Source organism: Thiomicrorhabdus sp. (assembly GCF_041583835.1).
GTDB lineage: Bacteria > Pseudomonadota > Gammaproteobacteria > Thiomicrospirales > Thiomicrospiraceae > Thiomicrorhabdus.
In genome coordinates this window covers 1-20,768 of record NZ_JBFHFC010000012.1, presented here as the reverse complement: position 1 = coordinate 20,768, position 20,768 = coordinate 1, and the positions used below count along the sequence as shown (strand labels likewise).

Annotated in this window: 17 protein-coding genes; 15 read left to right on the top strand and 2 right to left on the bottom strand. The window is 46.2% G+C overall.

What is annotated here, in order from left to right:
• Nucleotides 1-81 precede the first annotated feature (81 nt).
• The 12 genes from ABY044_RS07600 to ABY044_RS07545 all read left to right on the top strand — a co-directional run bounded on the left by ABY044_RS07600 (nt 82) and on the right by ABY044_RS07545 (nt 15,923).
• Nucleotides 82-642, top strand: coding sequence for a flavodoxin domain-containing protein (locus ABY044_RS07600; protein WP_373019628.1), 561 nt, complete (start codon nt 82-84; stop codon nt 640-642).
• 711 nt (nt 643-1,353) lie between these two features.
• Nucleotides 1,354-2,610, top strand: a complete 1,257-nt coding sequence (locus ABY044_RS07595; RefSeq protein ID WP_373019627.1) for a hypothetical protein — start codon at nt 1,354-1,356, stop codon at nt 2,608-2,610.
• Nucleotides 2,611-2,919: 309 nt separating this feature from the next.
• The gene (locus ABY044_RS07590; RefSeq protein WP_373019626.1) at nt 2,920-3,519 is read left to right on the top strand and encodes an ANTAR domain-containing response regulator; all 600 of its coding nucleotides are present in this window, start codon (nt 2,920-2,922) and stop codon (nt 3,517-3,519) included.
• Nucleotides 3,520-3,718: 199 nt separating this feature from the next.
• On the top strand, nt 3,719-4,963 hold the full coding sequence (locus tag ABY044_RS07585) for an EAL domain-containing protein (protein ID WP_373019625.1): 1,245 nt from the start codon (nt 3,719-3,721) through the stop codon (nt 4,961-4,963).
• 17 nt (nt 4,964-4,980) lie between these two features.
• Nucleotides 4,981-7,578 (top strand): methyl-accepting chemotaxis protein, encoded by a 2,598-nt coding sequence (locus ABY044_RS07580; RefSeq protein ID WP_373019624.1) that lies wholly within the window; start codon nt 4,981-4,983, stop codon nt 7,576-7,578.
• Between the two features lie 69 nt (nt 7,579-7,647).
• A complete protein-coding gene (locus ABY044_RS07575) occupies nt 7,648-8,514 on the top strand; it encodes a hypothetical protein (protein ID WP_373019623.1) in 867 nt (288 codons plus the stop codon).
• Between the two features lie 32 nt (nt 8,515-8,546).
• Nucleotides 8,547-9,326 carry an HAD-IIB family hydrolase gene (locus tag ABY044_RS07570; RefSeq protein WP_373019622.1) on the top strand — a complete coding sequence of 260 codons (780 nt, stop codon included), beginning with the start codon at nt 8,547-8,549 and terminating at the stop codon, nt 9,324-9,326.
• A 32-nt stretch (nt 9,327-9,358) separates the two neighbouring features.
• Nucleotides 9,359-10,570: a glycosyl transferase gene (locus tag ABY044_RS07565; protein ID WP_373019621.1), complete on the top strand. Its 1,212-nt coding sequence runs from the start codon at nt 9,359-9,361 to the stop codon at nt 10,568-10,570.
• Nucleotides 10,571-10,648: 78 nt separating this feature from the next.
• Nucleotides 10,649-12,421 (top strand): sugar phosphorylase, encoded by a 1,773-nt coding sequence (locus tag ABY044_RS07560; RefSeq protein ID WP_373019620.1) that lies wholly within the window; start codon nt 10,649-10,651, stop codon nt 12,419-12,421.
• Nucleotides 12,422-12,445: 24 nt separating this feature from the next.
• Nucleotides 12,446-13,888, top strand: coding sequence for a circularly permuted type 2 ATP-grasp protein (locus tag ABY044_RS07555; protein ID WP_373019619.1), 1,443 nt, complete (start codon nt 12,446-12,448; stop codon nt 13,886-13,888).
• 10 nt (nt 13,889-13,898) lie between these two features.
• The gene (locus tag ABY044_RS07550) at nt 13,899-14,840 is read left to right on the top strand and encodes an alpha-E domain-containing protein (protein ID WP_373019618.1); all 942 of its coding nucleotides are present in this window, start codon (nt 13,899-13,901) and stop codon (nt 14,838-14,840) included.
• 33 nt (nt 14,841-14,873) lie between these two features.
• Nucleotides 14,874-15,923: a putative zinc-binding metallopeptidase gene (locus ABY044_RS07545; protein ID WP_373019617.1), complete on the top strand. Its 1,050-nt coding sequence runs from the start codon at nt 14,874-14,876 to the stop codon at nt 15,921-15,923.
• Between the two features lie 176 nt (nt 15,924-16,099).
• Here ABY044_RS07545 and ABY044_RS07540 read toward each other — a convergent pair whose 3' ends face one another.
• Nucleotides 16,100-17,713, bottom strand: coding sequence for a diguanylate cyclase (locus tag ABY044_RS07540; protein WP_373019616.1), 1,614 nt, complete (start codon nt 17,711-17,713; stop codon nt 16,100-16,102).
• A gap of 299 nt (nt 17,714-18,012) precedes the next feature.
• Here ABY044_RS07540 and ABY044_RS07535 point away from each other — a divergent pair, with 299 nt between their 5' ends.
• Genes ABY044_RS07535 through ABY044_RS07525 form a run of 3 tightly spaced genes read left to right on the top strand, consistent with a single transcriptional unit; the run spans nt 18,013 to nt 19,882 of the window.
• Complete coding sequence (locus ABY044_RS07535; protein ID WP_373019615.1) at nt 18,013-18,420, top strand: ketosteroid isomerase-related protein; 408 nt, start codon at nt 18,013-18,015, stop codon at nt 18,418-18,420.
• A complete protein-coding gene (locus tag ABY044_RS07530) occupies nt 18,420-19,007 on the top strand; it encodes a GNAT family N-acetyltransferase (protein ID WP_373019614.1) in 588 nt (195 codons plus the stop codon). Before ABY044_RS07535 ends, ABY044_RS07530 begins: the two co-directional genes overlap by 1 nt.
• Entirely contained in the window at nt 19,004-19,882 is an 879-nt protein-coding gene (locus ABY044_RS07525) for a carbon-nitrogen hydrolase family protein (RefSeq protein ID WP_373019613.1), read from the top strand. The genes ABY044_RS07530 and ABY044_RS07525 overlap by 4 nt, the downstream gene beginning before the upstream one ends.
• Before the next feature lie 432 nt (nt 19,883-20,314).
• On the opposite strand, the gene ABY044_RS07520 is transcribed toward ABY044_RS07525, so the two are convergent.
• Nucleotides 20,315-20,768: Spy/CpxP family protein refolding chaperone (locus ABY044_RS07520; RefSeq protein WP_373019612.1), on the bottom strand; the 454-nt coding region annotated here is incomplete at its 5' end.

The following is a 20,768-nucleotide window of genomic DNA, read 5'->3' as shown; positions in this document are numbered from 1 at the left end:
TGAGCAAAAGAATCCCGGTTTGTTCTTAAGTGGGAAATTCGATTTCTCATGGATTCTTGTCGATTTTTATTCTGAGGTTGTATGAAATATTTCAAGGCAGCTTCCTCTGTGTATGTGGTTTACGCAAGTAGTAGAGGAACAACAAAAGCGTTAGCCGAAGATTTTGCGCGACGCTGTCAGGTTTTGGGAATCCGTGCCGAACTGCTTTGCCTGAACGCATTGACCGAAGAAAACTTTTCTAAATCTTCGGTGGTGTTTTTTATCGGTTCGAAAGGAAATGGCGAGCTTCCGGAAAACGGCGAAGCATTTTTTGACAGTTCGCAGTTTGCCAAGTCGGATTTATCCAATATGCGTTATGCAATTTTCGCTTTGGGAAGCCGGTATTGCGGGCAGCGTTCATGGGCGGGCAAAAAATTGCACCTGGCGTTTAAATCCGAGCAGGCCGGTTTAATTGCCCCTCCGGTGTTTGCCGAAGACGGTTATCAGAAATTGTATGCCTCTTGGGCGCATGAAGTTTTATCGGAACTGTGCGGCATGCCTATCGACGAACTGCCGCAGAATCTTGTTGCTTTATCCGTGCCTGCTCGGCAAGCAACGGAAACGACATTTTCTTCAACGATTCTTGGAAAGGATTACGCCTGAATTCAATGAGGCGTACTTTGTCCGATTGTCGGATTCTCGCAGGCATTCGGTCTGTTTGTTGATTGTTTTCTGCTTTAGTCGAACTTTGGTCAAGGTTCGGCTAATCCTCGTTTTGCTTCTCATCTAAACGTTTTTTCTCTATCTCATTACATTTGTTTGTCGAGCTTCTACTTAATCATTTCTGTAAGGCGGTGTGTTTCCCATCGTCGTGAGGGGGATGAGTGGATTTCTTGTACGGCGTGTTTTGTATACAAATGTAAGTAATTGTCTGTTAATGATGGCTTTTGTAACTACATTGTTGTGCTTTTGAGTGGCTGTTTCGGCTTTTATATGTGTTTTTTAAGGTTATCTGTTTGTTTTTTAAGGGTTAATTGGTTTGTGGCACTGCTGGCGCTAAGTAAACATTAGTTTTGGTGAGGTCTAAACGAGAGGCGTTTAGGCCGGATCTTGAATCTATTTGTTTTGGTTGATTAAGTTAAACTCGCGGGAATCGAAAGGTTTCTTTTTGTTTTGACAGGGTGTTGAAACATCTCGCCGTTAAGTTGAAGTCTTATCGGCGTTACGGGCAAAGTGGTCTGAATAGTCTTTATTATCTTTTTGATCGCACCGATCCGGTGTGTTTAGAAAAGTGTCTTTAATATGTTTTTTCTTTCACGGCACGGCTTGCTTAATGTGCGATTGAGGTGCGTGAGGGGATGTAAGGAGTACATGATGGGCGAATCTTTGTCTTGTTCGGTTAAAAAATCTACGTTTTCATCCGGTTTTAAATTAAATCTGGTCTCTAAGGGAATTAAACAGGCTGTTCTAGCTTCTTCTTTGGGTGTGGCTGCCGTTGCACAACCAGTATTGGCTGCGGATACGTTTACGGAAGCGCTAGTTGGCGGTAAAGCTTCTGTTGATATTAACGTGCGTTATGAAGCGGTTGATCAGAAAGGTGTCGACGATGCGTCTGCTCTAACAGAAAGAACTCGTATCGGTTACCAAACAGGTAAATTCAAAGGGTTTGATGCGTTTGTTGAAATGTCCGGAACCGAGTCGATTGGCGAACGTAACGACTATCATGTTCCTGCTGGACCGGATGCCGATACCAATGCAGTCGCGGTTATTGCTGATCCGGTCGTAACGCGTCTGAACCAGGCTTGGATCGGTTACGGAATTTCCGATAGTAGCTTTAAACTAGGTAAGCAGCGCATTATCATCGATCCACGTTTTATGGGGAACGTCGGTTTCCGTCAAACAGAGCAAGTGTTTACCGGTTTTACCGCTCAGGTAAAAGAGATTTCCAAAGTTAAGTTGGATTATGCGTATGTGGTGGAAGCCGATAACCTGTTGGGTGTTAAGGTTCCGATGAAAACACATGCCTTTAAAGCGGATTTCGATGCGTTTCCGGCGATGAAGGTTAGCGGTTACGGTTATTTCATCGACTATGACGACAGTGCTGCGGATAGCCAGACAATGGGGGTGCGCGTTTACGGTTCTCCTAAGGTGTCTGAAGGCGTGAATCTGATCTATAAAGCGGATTTCGCCAGCCAGGATGATTATGCGGATTCCGATAATATCGGCGGCGATTACCGTAACCTTGAGTTGGGTGTGAAAGTGTCTGGCGTTACTTTGGCTGCGGCCCAGGAAGTGTTGGGTGGTGACGGTGTTAAATCGTTCCAAACGCCTTTAGCAACTAAGCATGCCTATAACGGTTGGGCTGATAAGTTCTTGACTACGCCGGTGAACGGTTTGGTTGATAACTCGGTTAAAGTCGCAACTAAGATTGCCGGAAATAAATTGTTGGCGGTTTATCATGATTATTCAGCCGACAAGGGCGGTGATCATTACGGTTCGGAAGTGAATGTGTTGTTGGCTAGAAAGTTCGGTAAAAACTATACCGCCGGTGTTAAGTACGCAACATATGATGCTGATACGTATTTGACTGACACATCCAAGCTTTGGGTGTGGGGAACGGTTAAGTTCTAAAACGATATTTTTGGTTTGAAAAATCGGGCGGCGTCTTCTGAACGGGAGACGCCGCTTTTTGCTTTTTAGCGGACATGATTTTTCAGTTTTTTCCCTTTCCCGGCGCTTTGTGGGTGTGAGAGTTTGCATGGTAATCCGGCTTATTATGCACCTTAATGGTGCCCTTCAAACGGGTTGCCTATATCTAATAACTTAATATTGATGGATTTTCCATTAAAAATTGACTTAACCCATTGATTTTTAATGATTAATGATCGATGGTCTAACAGTTGTTATTAAGTGGAGGTGAATTTCCAGGGAGGAAGAGAAGTGCAGTCAGGTTTGAATGTATTATTGGTTTGCGACGATGCGGCGAATACCGTTGAATTAGAGTCTGGCTTAAGGGAATCGGGTGCAACTCAGGTCAACACGATTTCGATTTCGGAGAATGTTCTGAAAGCGGTTGGTGAGATGTCGGTGGATTTAATCGTGTTGGATGTGGAAAAGCCCACGTCTTCATTGTTTGAGCAGTTTGCAGTGGTTTATGAATACTGCCCGAAACCGGTGGTCTGTTTCAGTAATGAAAGGGATTCCAAAATTATCGCCAAATCCGTTAAGGCGGGTGTTACAGCCTATATCGTCGACGGTAAGAGTCCGGAGCGAATGAAGCCGATTATCGATGTGGCGATGGCACGTTTTAATGAGTGTCAGGCGGTCAAAAAAGAATTGGCTCAGGTAAAGCATAAGCTTTCCGAAAGAGCGGTTATCGAAAAAGCCAAAGGCTTGTTGATCGAGTATAAGAATATGTCGGAAGATCAAGCGTATCAAGCGATGCGAAAAATGGCGATGGATCAAGGGAAGAAGATTTCGGTCATTGCTCATGAAATCGTGAGTGTCATTGCCGGTTTGTCCCAACAGGAGAGCGCTTGACGTATGTTTGTTATTGGTCGGTTTGCCCACCTTTTTGCCGCAATTGACGCTGTCGTATTTGCGAAAGATACGGTGTCGGCAATGATCAATCATCCTTTTTTAAATATTACCGTTCCTAAGAATTGAGTCTCTAAGTGAAAAACAATACACAACGGAACATTGATTTTTATCTGCACCTCCGTGAGGTGCTTTTTAATTTATGAATGCCCAGATTTTACAATTAGTTAAAGAGAGGCCCAGCATCACTCTTTCGGAAGCCGTCAAAGACAGCCATCTATATTCGGTATTTCAGCCTATATACAGTTTTTCCAATCAGGCTTGTATCGGTGCGGAAGCCTTGGTTAGGGGGCGAACTAAAATATCCGGAAAGTCTATGAAGGCCGCCGATTGCCTTCAACCGCCCGAAGGTGTGTCTAAAGCCGATTACGCTCGGTTAATCAATCGAATGCATCTCAGTCACTGGAAAGAAACCCGTCCGCCGGATAGCTGGCTGTTCCTGAACTTGGATTTTGAGAACGTCTCGAGTTTGAACGAATTCTGCTTAGGCGATCTGCTCTCCGAATTGGAGATAAAAGGCCATGAGGTCGTGGTTGAAGTCGTTGAAAGTGAAATTACCGATGAAGCATTGTTTGAAAGGTTGATCTTTATTTTACGTGAACTGGGTTGTTTGATTGCTCTGGACGATTTTGGAGCCGGCCATTCGAATATCGACCGGATATGGAAAGCGCAACCCGATATCGTGAAGCTGGATCGTCAGGTGTTGTTGGAAGCGACCAAAAGCATGCGCAGTCAAAGTATCCTGAGAAACCTTACTCAACTGATTCAACAGGCCGGCAGTATCTCCTTGTTGGAAGGGATTGAAACCGAGAGCCAAGCGCTGTTGGCGATGGATGCCGGAGTGGATCTGGTACAAGGTTTTTATTTTGCCCGTCCGGATGCTTTGTTGAGTACGGTTGAAAAAGGACAGAAGTGCATTCAGCACACGACCGAAAGCTATCCGGCTTATGTCGCCGAGAAACACTTCGTTAAACAGATTCAGAAGAAAGGTTATGAAACCTTGTTCGAAAGCTTTTCATTGTTGAATGATTTCAACGATCTTGAGGCGGAAATGAAAAAGCTTTCCAGCCTTTCGTTTGTAAAACGTTTCTTTATTTTGGACGAGTTCGGTTATCAGATCAGCGAAGAGGACGAATCCTCGGTCAAGACGATGGATATTCTAAAAAAGGGTAAAGGGTTGTGCTGGAAGAACCGGCCTTACTTTACCAGCGCAATGCAGAATACTCATGAGGTTTGTGTGTCGGAGCCTTATCGTTCTTTGATTGACATGCAATTGTGTCTAACGGTTTCTAAGACCGTTGAATTTAATTCGGGGCAGTGTTTGGTCGCTTGTTTTGATGTTTATTATCACGACAAGTCGATCGAAACGGTGCAGATTTCAGTTTAGAAGAAGATAGGTAAGTCATGGAACAGACGGGTGCAGAAGTAGAAAAAGATATATCCTCCTTAGGAACCATCGTGTCGAAAACCGATTTGAACGGGACGATTACCGAGGTGAATACGGCGTTTATCGAAGCCAGCGGTTACAGCCGAGATGAGCTGATCGGCCAGCCCCATAATATTCTGCGACATCCTGACGTTCCCAAGGCGGTATTCAAAGATCTTTGGGAGACGATGAAATCCGGTAAGCCGTGGGTTCAAATCGTTAAAAACCGTTGTAAAGACGGCAGATACTACTGGGTGGAAGCCAATATGACCCCGGTTCTGGAAGAAGGCAAGATTGTCGGCTTCCTTTCCGTACGTAGATCCGTTGACGATAAAACCAAAAAACAAGCCGAATTGGCGTATCAGGAGATCAAACAAGGTCGTAAGCAGATCAAGAACGGTTATCTGATCGGGCCTAGAGAAAGATTTTGTACGTTTAATGCGATTCATCCGATCAATATGATGGTGGCAATGATCGCGATTCTCGGCATCGGTGCGAGTTTGATTCAGGCAGGCATTATCGATATTCCGGTCGGTTGGGTTGCCGCAATCAGTGTGGCGTTCTATCTGTATGCCTGGGCAGGACGAAAATATGCATTTAAACGTCTGGGTAAATCCAAACAGGTCATGGATATGATGCGTCAGGGAGACTTCTCGGGACAGGTGGACTTCCTGGGTAACCACTCCTTGAGCAAGCTGGTTGCCGCGGTGAAAATGATGCAGGTTCAATTGGGCGCCATGTATGACGACGCTTACGAAAAGTTGAACCGCAGTACCCGTCTTAAATCGGCATTGGACAGTGCGACCTCTCAAATTATGATGGTGGATAAGCGTGGCAATATCCTCTATTTGAATGACGCTTTAAAAGAATTCTTTGAGCAACATGAAGTTCTGCTGCAAAGTGCCTACCCGGAACTTAAGGTAGATCGTTTGATCGGACAAAAACTCAGTGACGTGTTTGTGGATAAAAGTAATTTTACCGACCTGACTCGAACTCAAGACTTTGAAGACCATTTTGCCGATTTCATTTTCGACATTAAGATTCGTCCGGTCTATAACGAGGAAGAGAAGCAAATCGGAACCGTGATCGAATGGCTCGATCTCACTCAGCAGAAGAGTGTCGAAGAAACCTTGCAGTTGACCTTGCAAATGGCTTCTTTAGGTCATACCGATTTACATTTGGATACCACCAACCTTAAAGGGTTCTTCCTGGATACGTCCAATAGTATCAACCAGTTGTTTGCCTCGTTGAATGCAATTATCGAAGACATGGTGTTTGTGATGAACAACTTGGCGACCGGCGACATTCGCGGACGCGTCGAAAAAGATCTGCAAGGTTCCTTAGCGGCGATGAAAGGGGCGACCAACGTTTCCCTGAATAACCTGAGTTTGATTATCTGGTATATCAAGAACGCTTCCCATACGGTTAGCCAAGCCGCTGACGAATCGACTAAAGCCTCATTGGATCTATCATCCAGAACGCAGCAGGCCGCGGCGACTTTGGAGCAGATCAATGCCACCATGCAAAGTGTTAATCAGTTACAGTCAGAGAACAGTAATGAGTTGAAAGGGGTGAGTCATCTTACCGAGCAGGCAATCAGCGAGAATGATAAGGCTAAGCTGGCTTTGAGTTCGACTATTAATGCGATCGAAGATATTCAGCAAACCTCGGAAAAAATCTCCGATATTATCGGTTTGATTGACGGTATCGCATTCCAAACAAACTTGTTGGCTTTGAACGCAGCCGTTGAAGCGGCGCGTGCCGGCGAACACGGTCGCGGTTTTGCGGTGGTGGCCGGTGAGGTTCGCAGTTTGGCTCAGAAGTCCGCCGAAGCCGCACAGGATATTAAAAAATTGATCGATGAATCGAGCGTTAAGGTTAAGCAGGGTGTGGAGAAGGTCCAGGAGACCGAAAATGCCTTTACCGTCGTTAACGAAGGCGTGACCCAAATAGGTCAATCCTTGTCCGAAGTGGTGCGTTCTATTACTGAGCAGCAGCAGAGCGTTGCGGAGGTTTCGCAGGCGATTCAAGAGTTGGATGCAAATATCCAAAATAACGCAGCCTTGGTGGAAGAGACCTCCACTGCTTCGGAATCTTTAAAGCAACAGGCCGAGTTATTAATGGTCGAAACCAACAAGTTCCAGATCAACGAAGCCCATACGGAGACGCTGATACAAAAGACTCCGGAGATTCACGGTGTACGCATGGCCGGCGTTCGCCAGGCAATGCGTATCTGGCTGACGAATGTACAGTCCTATCTGAACGGTGTGAACGTTTCGATCGATATGGAGAAGGCAAAGAATCCGACCGTAGGTGGTGTTGGCACGGCATTGGCTAGTATCCTTTCTAACGAGCCTTCTGTTGAGCAGATGCCTGAGTACAAAATTGTAAAAGAATTGCATCTCAAACAGCACGGGCTGATTGCAGATGTCATGGAACTCAGGGATAAATCGTCGGGAATGAATTTCGACGATATGAAACTTCGCGATAGTCTGATGGATGAATTCGTCGATGTTTCAAATGCGCTCGATAAAGCATTGAATGAGTTTAACGAGGCCTATTTCAGAACCCACTGACGGGGCCCGAACCAAATCGATAAGTTCGGGCAGGCCTCTTGATGACATGAAAAGGAACTAAGAGAGTTTATGCAAGAATTTATCGATCTGTACAACCAATACCAATCTGATATAGAAAAGTTTCTGATTGAAACTTTACGCAACAACGGACAAGTCATGGATGCTGACGTGTCGGCGGTGCAGCGTGTATTTCGCGTTCTTCCGAGTTTGGATTTAGTGTATGTGACAGACGAAGACTTTAACCAAACCACCCCGAATATCTACCGCAGTCGAACCGACGACAGCGCGATCGGTAAAAACCGTAAATACCTTGTGCCTAAACTGGAAGTGGTCGAAAAGGACGTTTCCATCAGCCGCCCTTATTTGAGTTCGGCAACGGGTGAGACCTGCGTCACTGCAATGTTCTTTGCAGAAGGCAAATATTATTTCTTCGATTTCGATCTGACCACCTTATTGAGCCGTTTCGGCCTGGTGGAACGACATCCTGTATTCAATACGATTTCTAAAGGGTTTTATTTGGGAATCGGCATCTCTTTGATCTTTTTCTCTTTAATGTCGATCGGATACGCTTTTTACGACTATTTCATTCAGTTGGTCAATCCGGCTCAATACACCTTGGAAAGCGTCTTCAAACCGATCGTTGCTTTGACGTTAGGTTTGGCCATTTTCGATTTGGCAAAAACACTGTTGGAGCGAGAGGTTATTTATAAGGCCTATTCCGATAAGAAAGACGAGGCGCGCCTATTATCCAAGTTCTTGACTGCAATCATTATCGCCTTGTCTATCGAAGCCTTGATGGTGGTGTTTAAAACCGCCCTGAACGATCCGGCGAAAATGCTCTATGCGTTGTATCTGATTATTGGCGTGGCGTTGATTATTTTATCTTTGGCTGTTTATAACAAACTTGTCATTAAAGACGGCAACACAAAAAGTTAAGCTTGAGAAAGTGAATCAACGGAGGCTTTTTCATGCAAAAGTTAATTATTTTCACGGATTTAGACGGAACTTTGTTGAACCACCATACCTATGCTTACGAGGTGGTCAAGCCTTTAATCGAACGCCTGAAAGAAGCGGGCGTTCCGGTGGTTTTGAATTCGAGCAAGACCTTGTCGGAACTGGAATCCTGGCAGCAACGTTTGGGGTTGTTGCCTCCGGTCATTGCAGAAAACGGCGGCGTTATTTTGCTGAATGACGGCAAGAAAGGTCAAAAGCATCTGATCGGTACGCCTTATGAAGAAATTCGTTCTTATATCAAACACTTGCGTAAAGCGAACAAATGGGTGTTCGAGGGATTCGGCGATTGGACCGTCGCCGAAGTCATGAATAAGACCGGGCTTAAATCCGCCGATGCAGTTAGAGCTAAAGAGCGGGAAGTGACGGAACCGATCTTATGGCAGGACAGCGAAGAGAATCTGGAAAAGTTCAAAACCGAACTGGGAAAGGAAAATTTGATTTTAAAAAGAGGAGGACGTTTCCATCATGTGATGGCGAGACACGATAAGGCCGACGCGATGCGTTACTTGTTGAGTCAACCGCCGTTTGAGTGCGACCTGCAATGTAAGGTGGTGGCTTTGGGAGATGGAGAGAATGATTTGAGCATGCTATGTCATGCCGATATTGCGGTTGTATTGCCGCCGGCATCCGGAACGGCTCTGGAGGTCGAGAATGCTGTATATGCAAAATCGGAAGCCCCGTTTGGCTGGGTGGAATCGATTGAAAGTATTTTGCAGCAAGAGGGACTGTGTTAGTCCTGTAAATTCATAAAAGAAAGGGGAATCCAATGAGTGATTTTTTCCAAAATGGTACGGTTACGACGTTTCACAATATTACGGATCGACCGGTTGAAGAGCTGGAAAAAGACCTGATCGAGTTTAGTAAAGAGAAGCCGTTAGGGTTGATTTTGCCGTCTTTGTTCAGCGAACTTGAAGGGCCGGCATTGGCGAATATTGTTGAAGAGTTAAAAAATGTTCCTTATCTGAATCAGATTGTTATCGGTTTGGATCGCGCAGACGAAAAGCAGTTCGAGTATGCCAAGGAGTATTTTTCAGGTCTTCCGCAGGATTTCAAAATTGTCTGGAACGACGGGCCAAGAATGCAGGCGATTACCGAAAAACTGAGAGAGAAGGACTTGGCGCCGAAAGAGCGCGGTAAAGGCAGTAACGTCTGGAACTGCTACGGTTATGTTCTGGCGTCGCAGAAAGCGAAAGCGGTGGCGTTGCACGATTGCGACGTTTTGACTTACGACCGAAGTCTGCTGGCACGCCTGATCTATCCGGTTGCCCACCCGACGTTTAACTTTGTATTTTCAAAAGGTTACTACCCGCGTTATGCGGACGGTAAATTGAACGGCCGTGCGTCGCGTTTACTGGTGACGCCATTGTTGCGAGCGTTGAAAGGCGTAGTCGGACAAGACGACCTATTGAGTTATTTGGACAGCTTCCGTTACCCGTTGGCGGGGGAGTTTGCCATGGACGTCCACTGTTTAAAAGAAATTCGCATTCCATCCGACTGGGGATTGGAGATCGGCGTCATGTCGGAGATTTTGACGAACTATTCCAACCGCCGAGTCTGTCAGGTGGACATTGCCGATGTTTACGATCATAAGCATCAGGACGTTTCGTTCGACAACAAACAGGCCGGTCTATCGAGAATGAGTCAGGATATCTCCAAATCGTTATTCCGTAAGTTGGCGGTACGCGGACATACCTTTTCGCACAGTTCCTTGAGAACCATTCGAGCCATTTACTATCGTACCGCTCTGGATCAGTTGGAGTCCTATGCGTTTGATGCGGAAATGAACGGATTGAAGTTGGATCTGCACTCGGAAGAGCAGGTGATTGAATTGTTCGCCGAGAATATTATGTTGGCCGGTAAAGACTTTATCGAAACACCGGGAGAAATTCCGTTTATGCCGAACTGGAACCGTGTGTCGAGTGCGTGTCCTACGATTCTGCAAGAGATCAAGGAAGCGGTTGAACTAGACAATCAATAAGGTTGTCGGCGGTACAGAATTGAAAAAAAGAGAATAGGCGATCGCTGTTATTGGTCGATTGCCGTGAGGGACAGGATAATGCGCGAAAAAATTCTAAATAGTATACAAGACAGATTGGCTTACCTGTACGGCGAAGAAGGATCGAAAGATGTTTTCGTTAAGATGAAAAGTCTTATGGAAGCCTATCCCGGCCGTTCGGCCGACGATACGCCGCCGCGTTGGACACAGGACGATGTGGTTTTAATCACTTATGGAGATTCGATCTTGGAAGAAGGTGTGCCGCCTTTACAGACCTTGCAGACTTTCCTGAAAACCTATATCAAGAACGCGATCAACAATGTCCATATCCTGCCGTTTTTTCCTTACAGTTCGGACGACGGTTTTTCGGTCATCGACTATACCATGGTGAATCCCGATCTCGGTGACTGGTCGCACGTCGAAGAACTTGAAAAAGAGTATGACCTGATGTTCGATCTGGTCATCAACCACATTTCGCGTGAAAGTTTGTGGTTTACCGACTATAAAGCCAACAACCCGCCTTACAACGAGTTTTTTATCGAGATGGAAGGCACCGAAGACGTTTCCCAGGTGACGCGTCCACGTAACACGCCGTTATTGGTTCCGGCCTATACGCACCGCGGTCGAAAAATGGTGTGGGCGACGTTCAGTGCCGATCAAATCGATTTGAATTTCAAAAACCCGGAAGTGTTGTTGAAAATGGTCGATATTCTGTTGCTGTACATGATGAAGGGCGCACGCATTATCCGTTTGGATGCCATCGCTTTCTTATGGAAGGAGTTAGGCACCAATTGTATTCATTTGCCGCAAACGCACGAGGTGGTCAAGTTACTGCGCGATGTGATGACGTTCATCAAACCGCAGGCGATCTTGTTGACCGAAACCAACGTACCGCACCATGAAAACCTTTCCTATTTCGGCGATCAGGACGAAGCGCACATGGTTTACCAGTTCGCTTTGGCGCCTTTGGTATTGCATGCGTTACATCGCGGCGACGGCAGTTACCTGACCGATTGGGCGATGGAGCTCGGACCGCCGCCCGAGGGTTGCACCTTCCTGAACTTTACCGCTTCTCACGACGGGATCGGGGTACGTCCGATCGAAGGAATCTTGCCGAAACGAGAAGTGGACGATTTGATCACCAGCATGCACCGTTTAGGCGGATTCCTGACCACCAAATCCAACCCGGACGGTTCGGAAAGCCCTTACGAAATCAATATTGCGTTGTTCAGTGCATTCCGCGAGACCTATCACTCCAACGGACCGGATCAATGGCAGGTGGATCGTTTTATCTGTTCGCAGAACATCATGATGACCTTGCAAGGGATTCCAGCGTTCTACATTCACAGTTTGATTGCAACGCCGAGCGACCGTGACGGGGTAGAGAAAACCGGTCGCACGCGTTCGATCAACCGCCGCCGTTGGGATTATGAGTATCTGAAAGCGTTGATTGAAAGCGGACGTACTTCCAACGCCGAGGTCATCAAGCGCTTGACCAACATTCTGCAGAGACGTAAACGTCATAAGGCGTTCCATCCGGATACGCCGCAGAAAGTGCTGAATCTGGGATCGGATTTTTTCGCCTTGTGGCGTGATTCAGAGGAGTTAAGGTTCCCGTTGTTGGCCATTCATAACCTGACCAGCGATATCAAGATGGTGAACCTCGCCGAGATTGAAGGCATGGAAAGGTTCTCGTATTGGACCAACCTGCTGGATAACAGCGGGGTTGCTGCGGCGGAAACCAATTATGTGTTACAGCCGTACCAATCGGTTTGGCTGATGCCGGAAACCGTCGATGACGTATCGGCATTGTGGGCTCCGTTTACGGATTAACAATCGGCTAAAGTGAGAAATTTTATGATAAACGCGCTTTCCAATTATGCACTTAATGGGTTTTATGATGAGTCTCTGGCGGCTGCAGATCAGCCTAGAGAGGCATCCAAGCAGCTTTTTCAGCACTTGGAGGGGGTGACGTTCAAGCAGATGGAAGAACTGCAGAAAAACGCGAATGCTACCATTGCTCAAATGGGAATTTCGTTCACGGTATACAGCGATAAAGGAAACATCGATCGACTTTGGCCGTTCGACGTTTTTCCTCGGACCATTTCCTCAACCGAGTGGAAGTCGATTTCCAATGGATTGGTACAGCGTCTTAAAGCCCTGAATATGTTTATCGAAGACGTCTATAACGATCAGGCTATTTTCAAAGCCGGAATTATTCCCGAAGAGGTGATTCTATCGTCTAAGGACTATCGCCCTGAATGCAAAGGCATGAAGTTGAAGCACGGATCCTGGGCGTGTATTTGCGGTTCGGATCTGGTCAGGGGCGCGGACGGTACCATCTATGTGTTAGAGGACAATCTGCGGGTGCCTTCCGGTGTTTCTTATATGCTGGAAAACCGTGCGGTGATGAAGCAGGTTATGCCGGAGGTATTTCATGACATCAATATTATGCCGATTGACGAATATCCGGCGAATCTGTTGTCGATGTTGAGTTCCTTGTCGCCTAATGAATCCGATAGTCCGGAAGTCGTGGTGCTGACCCCGGGTATCTTCAACTCTGCCTATTACGAACACGCCTACCTGGCTCATGAGATGGGGGCGGAATTGGTGGAGGGGAGTGATCTGGTGGTGTTGGACGACGATTGTGTCTACATGCGTAACATCGACGGCCTTAAAAAAGTCGATGTGATCTATCGTCGTATCGATGATGCCTTTATCGATCCGGAGGTGTTCCGTCCGGATTCCACCCTGGGTGTTAAGGGATTGATGCGTGCTTGGCGTGCAGGGAATGTGGCGATCGCCAATGCGCCGGGTTGCGGTGTGGCCGATGATAAGGTGGTGTACTCTTATGTGCCGGACATGATTCGTTTCTATTTGAAGGAAGAGCCGCTGGTTCAGAACGTGCCGAGTTATCTGTGTAGTGTTGATGAAGACCGTGAATACGTTCTGCAACACTTGAACGAATTGGTGGTTAAACCGGCAAACGAATCGGGTGGATATGGTTTATTGATCGGTCCAAAGGCTTCCGAAGAGGAGATTGAACAGTTTCGAAAACTGATTGTTGAGAATCCGAGAAACTACATCGCACAGCCTACATTGAGTCTGTCGACCGTGCCGACGCTCTGCGAAGACGGAATTGAAGGCCGGCATGTCGATTTGCGGCCGTTTATCTTGCAGGGTAAGAAAAGTTATGTAACCGCCGGCGGATTGACCCGTGTGGCCTTGACGAAAGGTTCGCTGGTGGTCAATTCCTCGCAGGGCGGGGGCAGTAAAGACACGTGGATTGTGGAATCATAGGAGAGCGGCGATGTTATCTAGAGTAGCGGAAAGGGTTTATTGGTTGGCTCGATACATCGAGCGGGTTGAGAATACTGCGCGTTTGGCCAGAGTGCATTCACAGCTGATGTTCGATTTGCCCAAGTCGGTTAAGTTAAATTGGTACAGCCTGGTAGAGATCACCAGCAATGAAGATTATTTCGATCGGCATTATGACGCCAGAACCGAGCAGAATTGCATGACGATGTTATTAGCGGATCAAAACAATCCGGCATCGCTGATTTCTTCTTTGTGGTGGGCGCGTGAAAATACCCGTACCGCACGGGATATCCTGCCGCGTGAAGCTTGGATTCACATCAACGAACTGTATTTGTTGGTCAAGGATAATCAGGCCGATTTTCAGGTTCGAAGTAAGCGCAACCAGCTTCTGGAGAAAATCATTCGTTCCTGTCAGGCTTGGTCGGGCATGTTGTCGAGCACCATGAGTCAGAATGAAACATACCGTTTCATCAAACTGGGTATGAGCATCGAACGTGCCGATATGACGTCGCGTATTCTGGATGTGGGAGGCTTGTTCGTATCGCAGGAAACCACCGTTGACCATGAATACCAGTATGAGGGAATTTTGTGGGCGAATCTTTTGAAATCGATCAGCGCCTATTTCATGTACCGTCAGAATGTGCAGACTGAGATCAACGGTCAGCAAGTGGTGGATTACCTTATACATGATAAGGAATTCGCCCGTTCGATCCGTTATTGCGTCAGCGTCATGCGCCGTATGGTTTCTAAATTGCCGAACGGCAGCGAGATGAGTGCGGACATTGAGAAGTTTTTAAAGTACATCGACGAAAATGATTTCTATGAAGTGGGCTCAACGGCTCTACATGATTACCTAGATGAAATACAATTAGAGCTTTCATCCATTCATTCCAAGTTTTATGAAGTTTGGTTTAATCCAAAGGCGGTAGCATAATTTGGCAGCATATTTGTTAAGGAAAAGAGCTCGATGAAACGATTTTTTTGTCAATGTGGACAAGAAGTCTTTTTTCACAATTTGTATTGTGGTGAATGTGGTCGGGATTTAGCCTACGACCCTTCTATTCAAACCATGTGGAGTGGCGAAATTCACGACGACCAGTATTTTTATCCACACTCTTCTGATCCGAATTTACCGCCGCCGAAAAGCCTTAAGTTATGTCAGTTGCGCGAATCGCAAGTCAACTGCAACTGGCTTATCGCTTCCGGCGACAGTGAGTCGGAGTGTCAGTGCATCTCTTGCCGGACTACCCGGGTTATACCGGATTTGAGTCAGGAAAAGAATCCTAAGCGCTGGCAATATCTGGAAAGGGCTAAACGCCAATTGATGTATACCTTGCTGGAGTTGAAACTGATTTCGCCGCACGGCGGGGAAGCCAATAAAGATCTGAAATTCGATTTTTTGGAAGACCGCAGAACCAATCCGAACGTCACTTTGGAGCACGTTTTGACCGGACATCATAAAGGTCTGATCACATTGAACGCTGCCGAGGCCGACGAAGGTTTTTTGCATACCATGAAAGAGCAGATGGGGGAGCGATACCGAACTCTGTTGGGGCACTTTCGACATGAGGTCGGTCACTATTATTGGCAGCATCTGATCGCCGACAAGCATTTGGAAGACTCTTTCAGGGAGGTCTTCGGCGACGAACGTCAAGACTACGAAAAGGCATTAAAACGCTATTACGAGAAGGGTAAGGAAAATCATTGGATGGGGCGTTACATTACGCTTTACGCCAGTAGTCATCCGCATGAAGATTGGGCTGAGACTTGGGCGCACTATATGCACATTGTCGATACGCTGGAAACGGCCGTAAGTTACGGCCTGAGTGTTTACGAGCCGAAAGAGAACGATTTCGACAGATGGTTCAACGAATGGCGTCGGGTTTCTCAGGTGATGAATGCACTTAACCGTAGTATGGGGATGGCCGATCCCTATCCCTTTACCCTTTCTCCGGTGGTTCAAGGCAAACTGCGGTTTATCGATGAATTAGTCGACTCGGCGGATTTGACTTTTTAGCCGGACTTCTTGTGATCAATCTGTAAGAGCAAGCGAAGAGACATTTGGGGTTTGGAGTACGATTCAAGCCGGTCTATAAAGATATCCCTAAATAAAAAGCCGCTCGTAAGAGCGGCTTTTTTTATGTGCGTTATTATCTGTTATTACGCTAATTTATTTTGTTGCGGCGATGCTTTTTATTGATCGATTGCATAAACCTGATTTCTTCCTAATTGCTTAGCATGATAGACGGCCTGATCGGCTCGATCGCACAGTTTTTCAAAAGAATCCGATTCTAATAACTCGCTTGCTCCAAAGCTACACGTCATGTGACCTACCGTAGGAATATCGAGAGCGTCGGCATCTTTTCTCAGTTTTTCTGCCAGCATCGAGGCCTGAGATAGATTGGTTTCGGTGGCGAGAATGACGAACTCTTCACCACCCCAGCGCGCTACATAATCACTCTTTCGGGTTTTGGACTTCAATAAGTTCGCAAACATTTGAAGGGTCTGGTCGCCTACGGCATGGCCGAATTGATCGTTAATCGATTTAAATTTATCAATATCGCAGAAGATTAAGGACAGCGGTGTATTGTAACGGCGACTGCGAGCGATTTCTCTTTCTACGGCTTGTAAAAAACTGCGTCTATTCATAAGCTCCGTCAACAAGTCGATCGAGGCAAGTCTTTCTTTTTCTTGAATCACCCGATCGGTGTAGTCCAATAGGCGGTTGATCGAGACGCCGAGTTGCCCGAATTCGTCGTTTGCATTGGCTTTGATGCGAACGCCAAAATTTTGGGTTTCTTCAACTTTGTTCATGGAACGAATCAGAATCGAAAGCGCCTGCAGTATTCTAAATACGGTGATGATCGTTAACATAATAATGGTGATCATGGTGATGATCGCCAGAAAGATAAAGGTTAAAAGGTGTTTTTGATCGGTTTCGATCTTTTGATCCGAATACGTTTGAACTTCCTTAAGAATGGCGTTCTCCAGATTCTTCATTGAATCAATGACTTGTGTCGATTCGCTCCACCAGGTTGAAACCGAATTTTCAAACAGGTGGCTATCGTCGATTTGCGCATTGTTTAAAACCTGGAGAATTTGGTTTCTAACAGCGAAAAGGACATTGCTCTGCAGGCTATTATTCCATTGCGTTTGTTTCATTTGAAAACGGAAACGACTTAATTCTTCGGAGAAAATCCCGTAGTAGTTGCTGATGTCCAATAATTCTTTACGCGTGATTTCACCACGTTGGTAGTAGCGTGACATGTTGGCACGTAACAATCCCATATTTTCACGTGCTTTGGCAAGGTGGATCAGAGCGTAAAGTTGATGAGTCACCGATTTTGAATGTTCGAGTTCGGACAAAAGCACGGACATTCTTGTCAATAGCATTTCAATTCCGTCTGAATAGACGTTTTTTACTTCTCTCCAAGTCGCTTCACCGCCATCGAATTTGCGGCGTATTTGCACAATTTGTTCCTGAAGTGCTAAAAAATCGCCGGCCTTGGACGCTTTGAAAAAATGTATGGTTTTCTTCAGATGTATATCACTGATTTGACGCTGTTTTTCCAGTTTTTCTTGAAGTGCATCGGCATGCTTTACCAACAGCGTTGCCGTCAGCCCACGTTCCTTTTGCAGAGGGTGGATCAGTTCGGAAAGCGTGGTGACTTCGTTAACCACCTGTAAAGAGGCGGTCGAGTTTTCGAGATCTTTATTGATAACGCTATATTCATGATGTATGAGTAAAGCCACGACACCGATGGACAATAACGCGATTAATACGATTCTTAATCTGATGGATAACATGGAATTTCAGCTTCTCGTAAATGATTCGATCGGTATTTCGGAAGGGAGATAACTTGACGCCTTCCTAAGCATTTAAGTTGGTCTTTTAAATTCGCCATACGTTGGTTAGAAATAAATCGAATACAATGGGTTTAAAAACTAAACACGTAACTAAAATTACGTAATGTATGCATTATAAGGTAAAAACTGAATGATGTTTAGAGGTAATGACAATTATTTTGTGGAATTTGTTTTCGAGGCGGCTGATGACTTTTATAATAGCGGCCTCTCGGTTCTTTTTATTTATGTGGGATTCAAACATGCAAAACGCTTCCATTAAACTGATTCAAGACTATTACGCTGCATTCAACCGTCAGGATATGAATACGTTTCTTAGCCTGTTGACCGATGACGTGGTTCATGACATCAATCAGGGTGGCAGAGAAGCGGGCAAAGATGTTTTTGCCGCTTTTATGGAGCGCATGAATCATCACTACCGTGAGCAACTAACCGATATGGTGATCATGGCGAACGAAGACGGTACGCGGGCATCGGCCGAGTTTGTAGTGAACGGCGAATACCTCAATACCGATGAAGGCCTGCCGGAAGCTAACGGTCAAACTTACGTGTTGCCGGCCGGTGCTTTTTTTGAAATTCGTGACGGTAAAGTTGCCCGCGTGACAAACTATTACAACCTTGCCGATTGGATTCGTCAGGTGGAAGCTTAATGTTACGCATTGAACGTCTTTCCGGTGAGGCGCTGCAACAATATCTGCCGGATTTAGCACGTTTACGGATAACGGTATTTCGGGAATTTCCTTATCTTTATGAGGGGGAGATGGCTTATGAAGAACGTTATCTGCAAACCTATATTGAATCTAAAGGCAGCGTTGTGGTGTTGGCGTGGGACGGCGAGCGGATCGTTGGCGCATCGACCGGAATTCCTTTGAGCGAAGAGACGCCAAATGTTAAAGCCCCTTTTATCGAAGCCGGGTATCCGGTTGACGAGATATTCTACTGTGGCGAATCGGTGTTGTTGTCCGAATATCGAGGTCAGGGTGCAGGGGTCGCATTTTTCGAACACCGCGAAGCGCACGCCAAAGAGAACGGCTATAAATACAGCTGTTTTTGTGCGGTGCAACGCCCGCAAGATCATCCTTTGCGACCGGCGGATTATGTACCGTTGAACCGGTTCTGGGAGAATCGGGGATATCGGATTCAACCGCAATTGCAGACCGAATTCAGTTGGAAGGAAGTGGGGGAAGAAACCGAATCGCCCAAGCTGATGACCTTTTGGATGAAGGAACTGGCATGAGTGCGTTTAAGGTAGCCGCCGCTCAATATGACATCGGCTTTTTTCAGCATTGGGACGATTACGCCGCGAAATTGGAAAGCTGGATCGCTTCCGCTACTGCGAAAGAAGCGCAGTTATTGGTGTTTCCGGAATACGGCAGCATGGAATTGGCGTCTTTGTTCGACGAAACCGTCTACCGGGATTTGAATAAACAACTTCATGAAATGCAGGCATTGTATCAAGACGTACAGGCGTTGCATTTGAGTCTGGCGCGTCAGCATGACTGTATTATTTTGGGAGCGAGTTTTCCGCTGCAGTTGGCAGACGGCCGTTTTCGAAACCGGGCGACCCTTTATGGGCCCGAAGGCATTCTCGGCTATCAAGATAAATTGATCATGACCCGTTTCGAAAACGAACAGTGGTTGGTTACGGCGGGGAAAGAGATTCAAGTCATCCCGACCGATCTTGGCATGATCGGCATCAACATTTGTTACGATTCGGAGTTTCCGTTAATCGCTCAACAGCAGGTACGTGCCGGAGCCGATCTGATTCTCGTTCCGAGTTGTACCGATACCGATGCCGGGTTTCATCGAGTGAGAGTAGGCTGTCAGGCGCGCGCGTTGGAAAACCAGTGTTATGTGGTGCAATCGCCGACGGCAGGCGAAGCGCCTTGGTCGGAAGCCGTGGACGTCAATACCGGCCTTGCCAGTATTTATACACCGATCGATTACGGTTTTCCGTCCAACGGGATTTTGGCCGAAGGCGAAGCGCAAACCAGCCAGTGGGTGTTTGCCGAGTTGGATTTAGCTAAAGCGCGAGAGATTAGAAACAGCGGGCAGGTTTTTAATTATCGCGATTGGCCGAAACAGGACGAACTGCAACTGACGGTGAAATAATCAACTCAATGATTATCAATCGATTATTCATTTTCACTTCTTAAATAAAAAGCCACTTATCCGTAAAGAATAAGTGGTTTTTTTTGTTTTTTCATGTTTGGATTTGTGTATTATTGGACTAAGCCTTTCTGATAGGCATGATCGTAATTTTGACGAGTCTAATGAAGCGTGCATATTACTGGTCAGAGTCACCACTAATTATCGACGCAAATTCCCCTCTTATTGGCGCTAATAATCCAGTTATTGCCATTTCAAATTCCCCACTTAAAGCCATAAAAAAGCCACTCAGTTGAAAGTGGCTTTAAAGAAGTATATATGATAAATATCTTGTGGGTTTTTAGAGACAGTATAAACACTAATGTTAGAGCACACTGACTACCTTCATTCGGATTTTGCTCTAAATAGCCCTGTTTGCACAGGGATGATCAAAAGTTAATAATTCATCATGCCTCTATAGGCATTGTTAAACCTTTCTTTTTGCTCTTTCGTTAATAAATTTTGCATCTTTTCTTGGATATCCATGCGTTGCATGAACATCTCCTTCATCGCGCTGGACATATCGTCAATGGCTTTTCCGGCCGCTTTTTTGTCCTGTGAACGCATTGCTTTCCACATTTCGTTTCGGGCTTTCCACATAGTGTTCATCGTAGAAAACATATCCTTCATAAACTCTGATTGGATTTTTTGCATTTTGTTGATTTGGTCGTCACTCAAATTAATGCCCATACCATAACCACCCATCATGCCCGGTCCGTAACCACCCATCATGCCCATGCCGTAGCCGCCCATCATGCCCGGTCCGTAACCACCCATCATGCCCGGTCCGTAACCACCCATCATGCCCATGCCGTAGCCGCCCATCATACCCGGTCCGTAGCCGCCCATC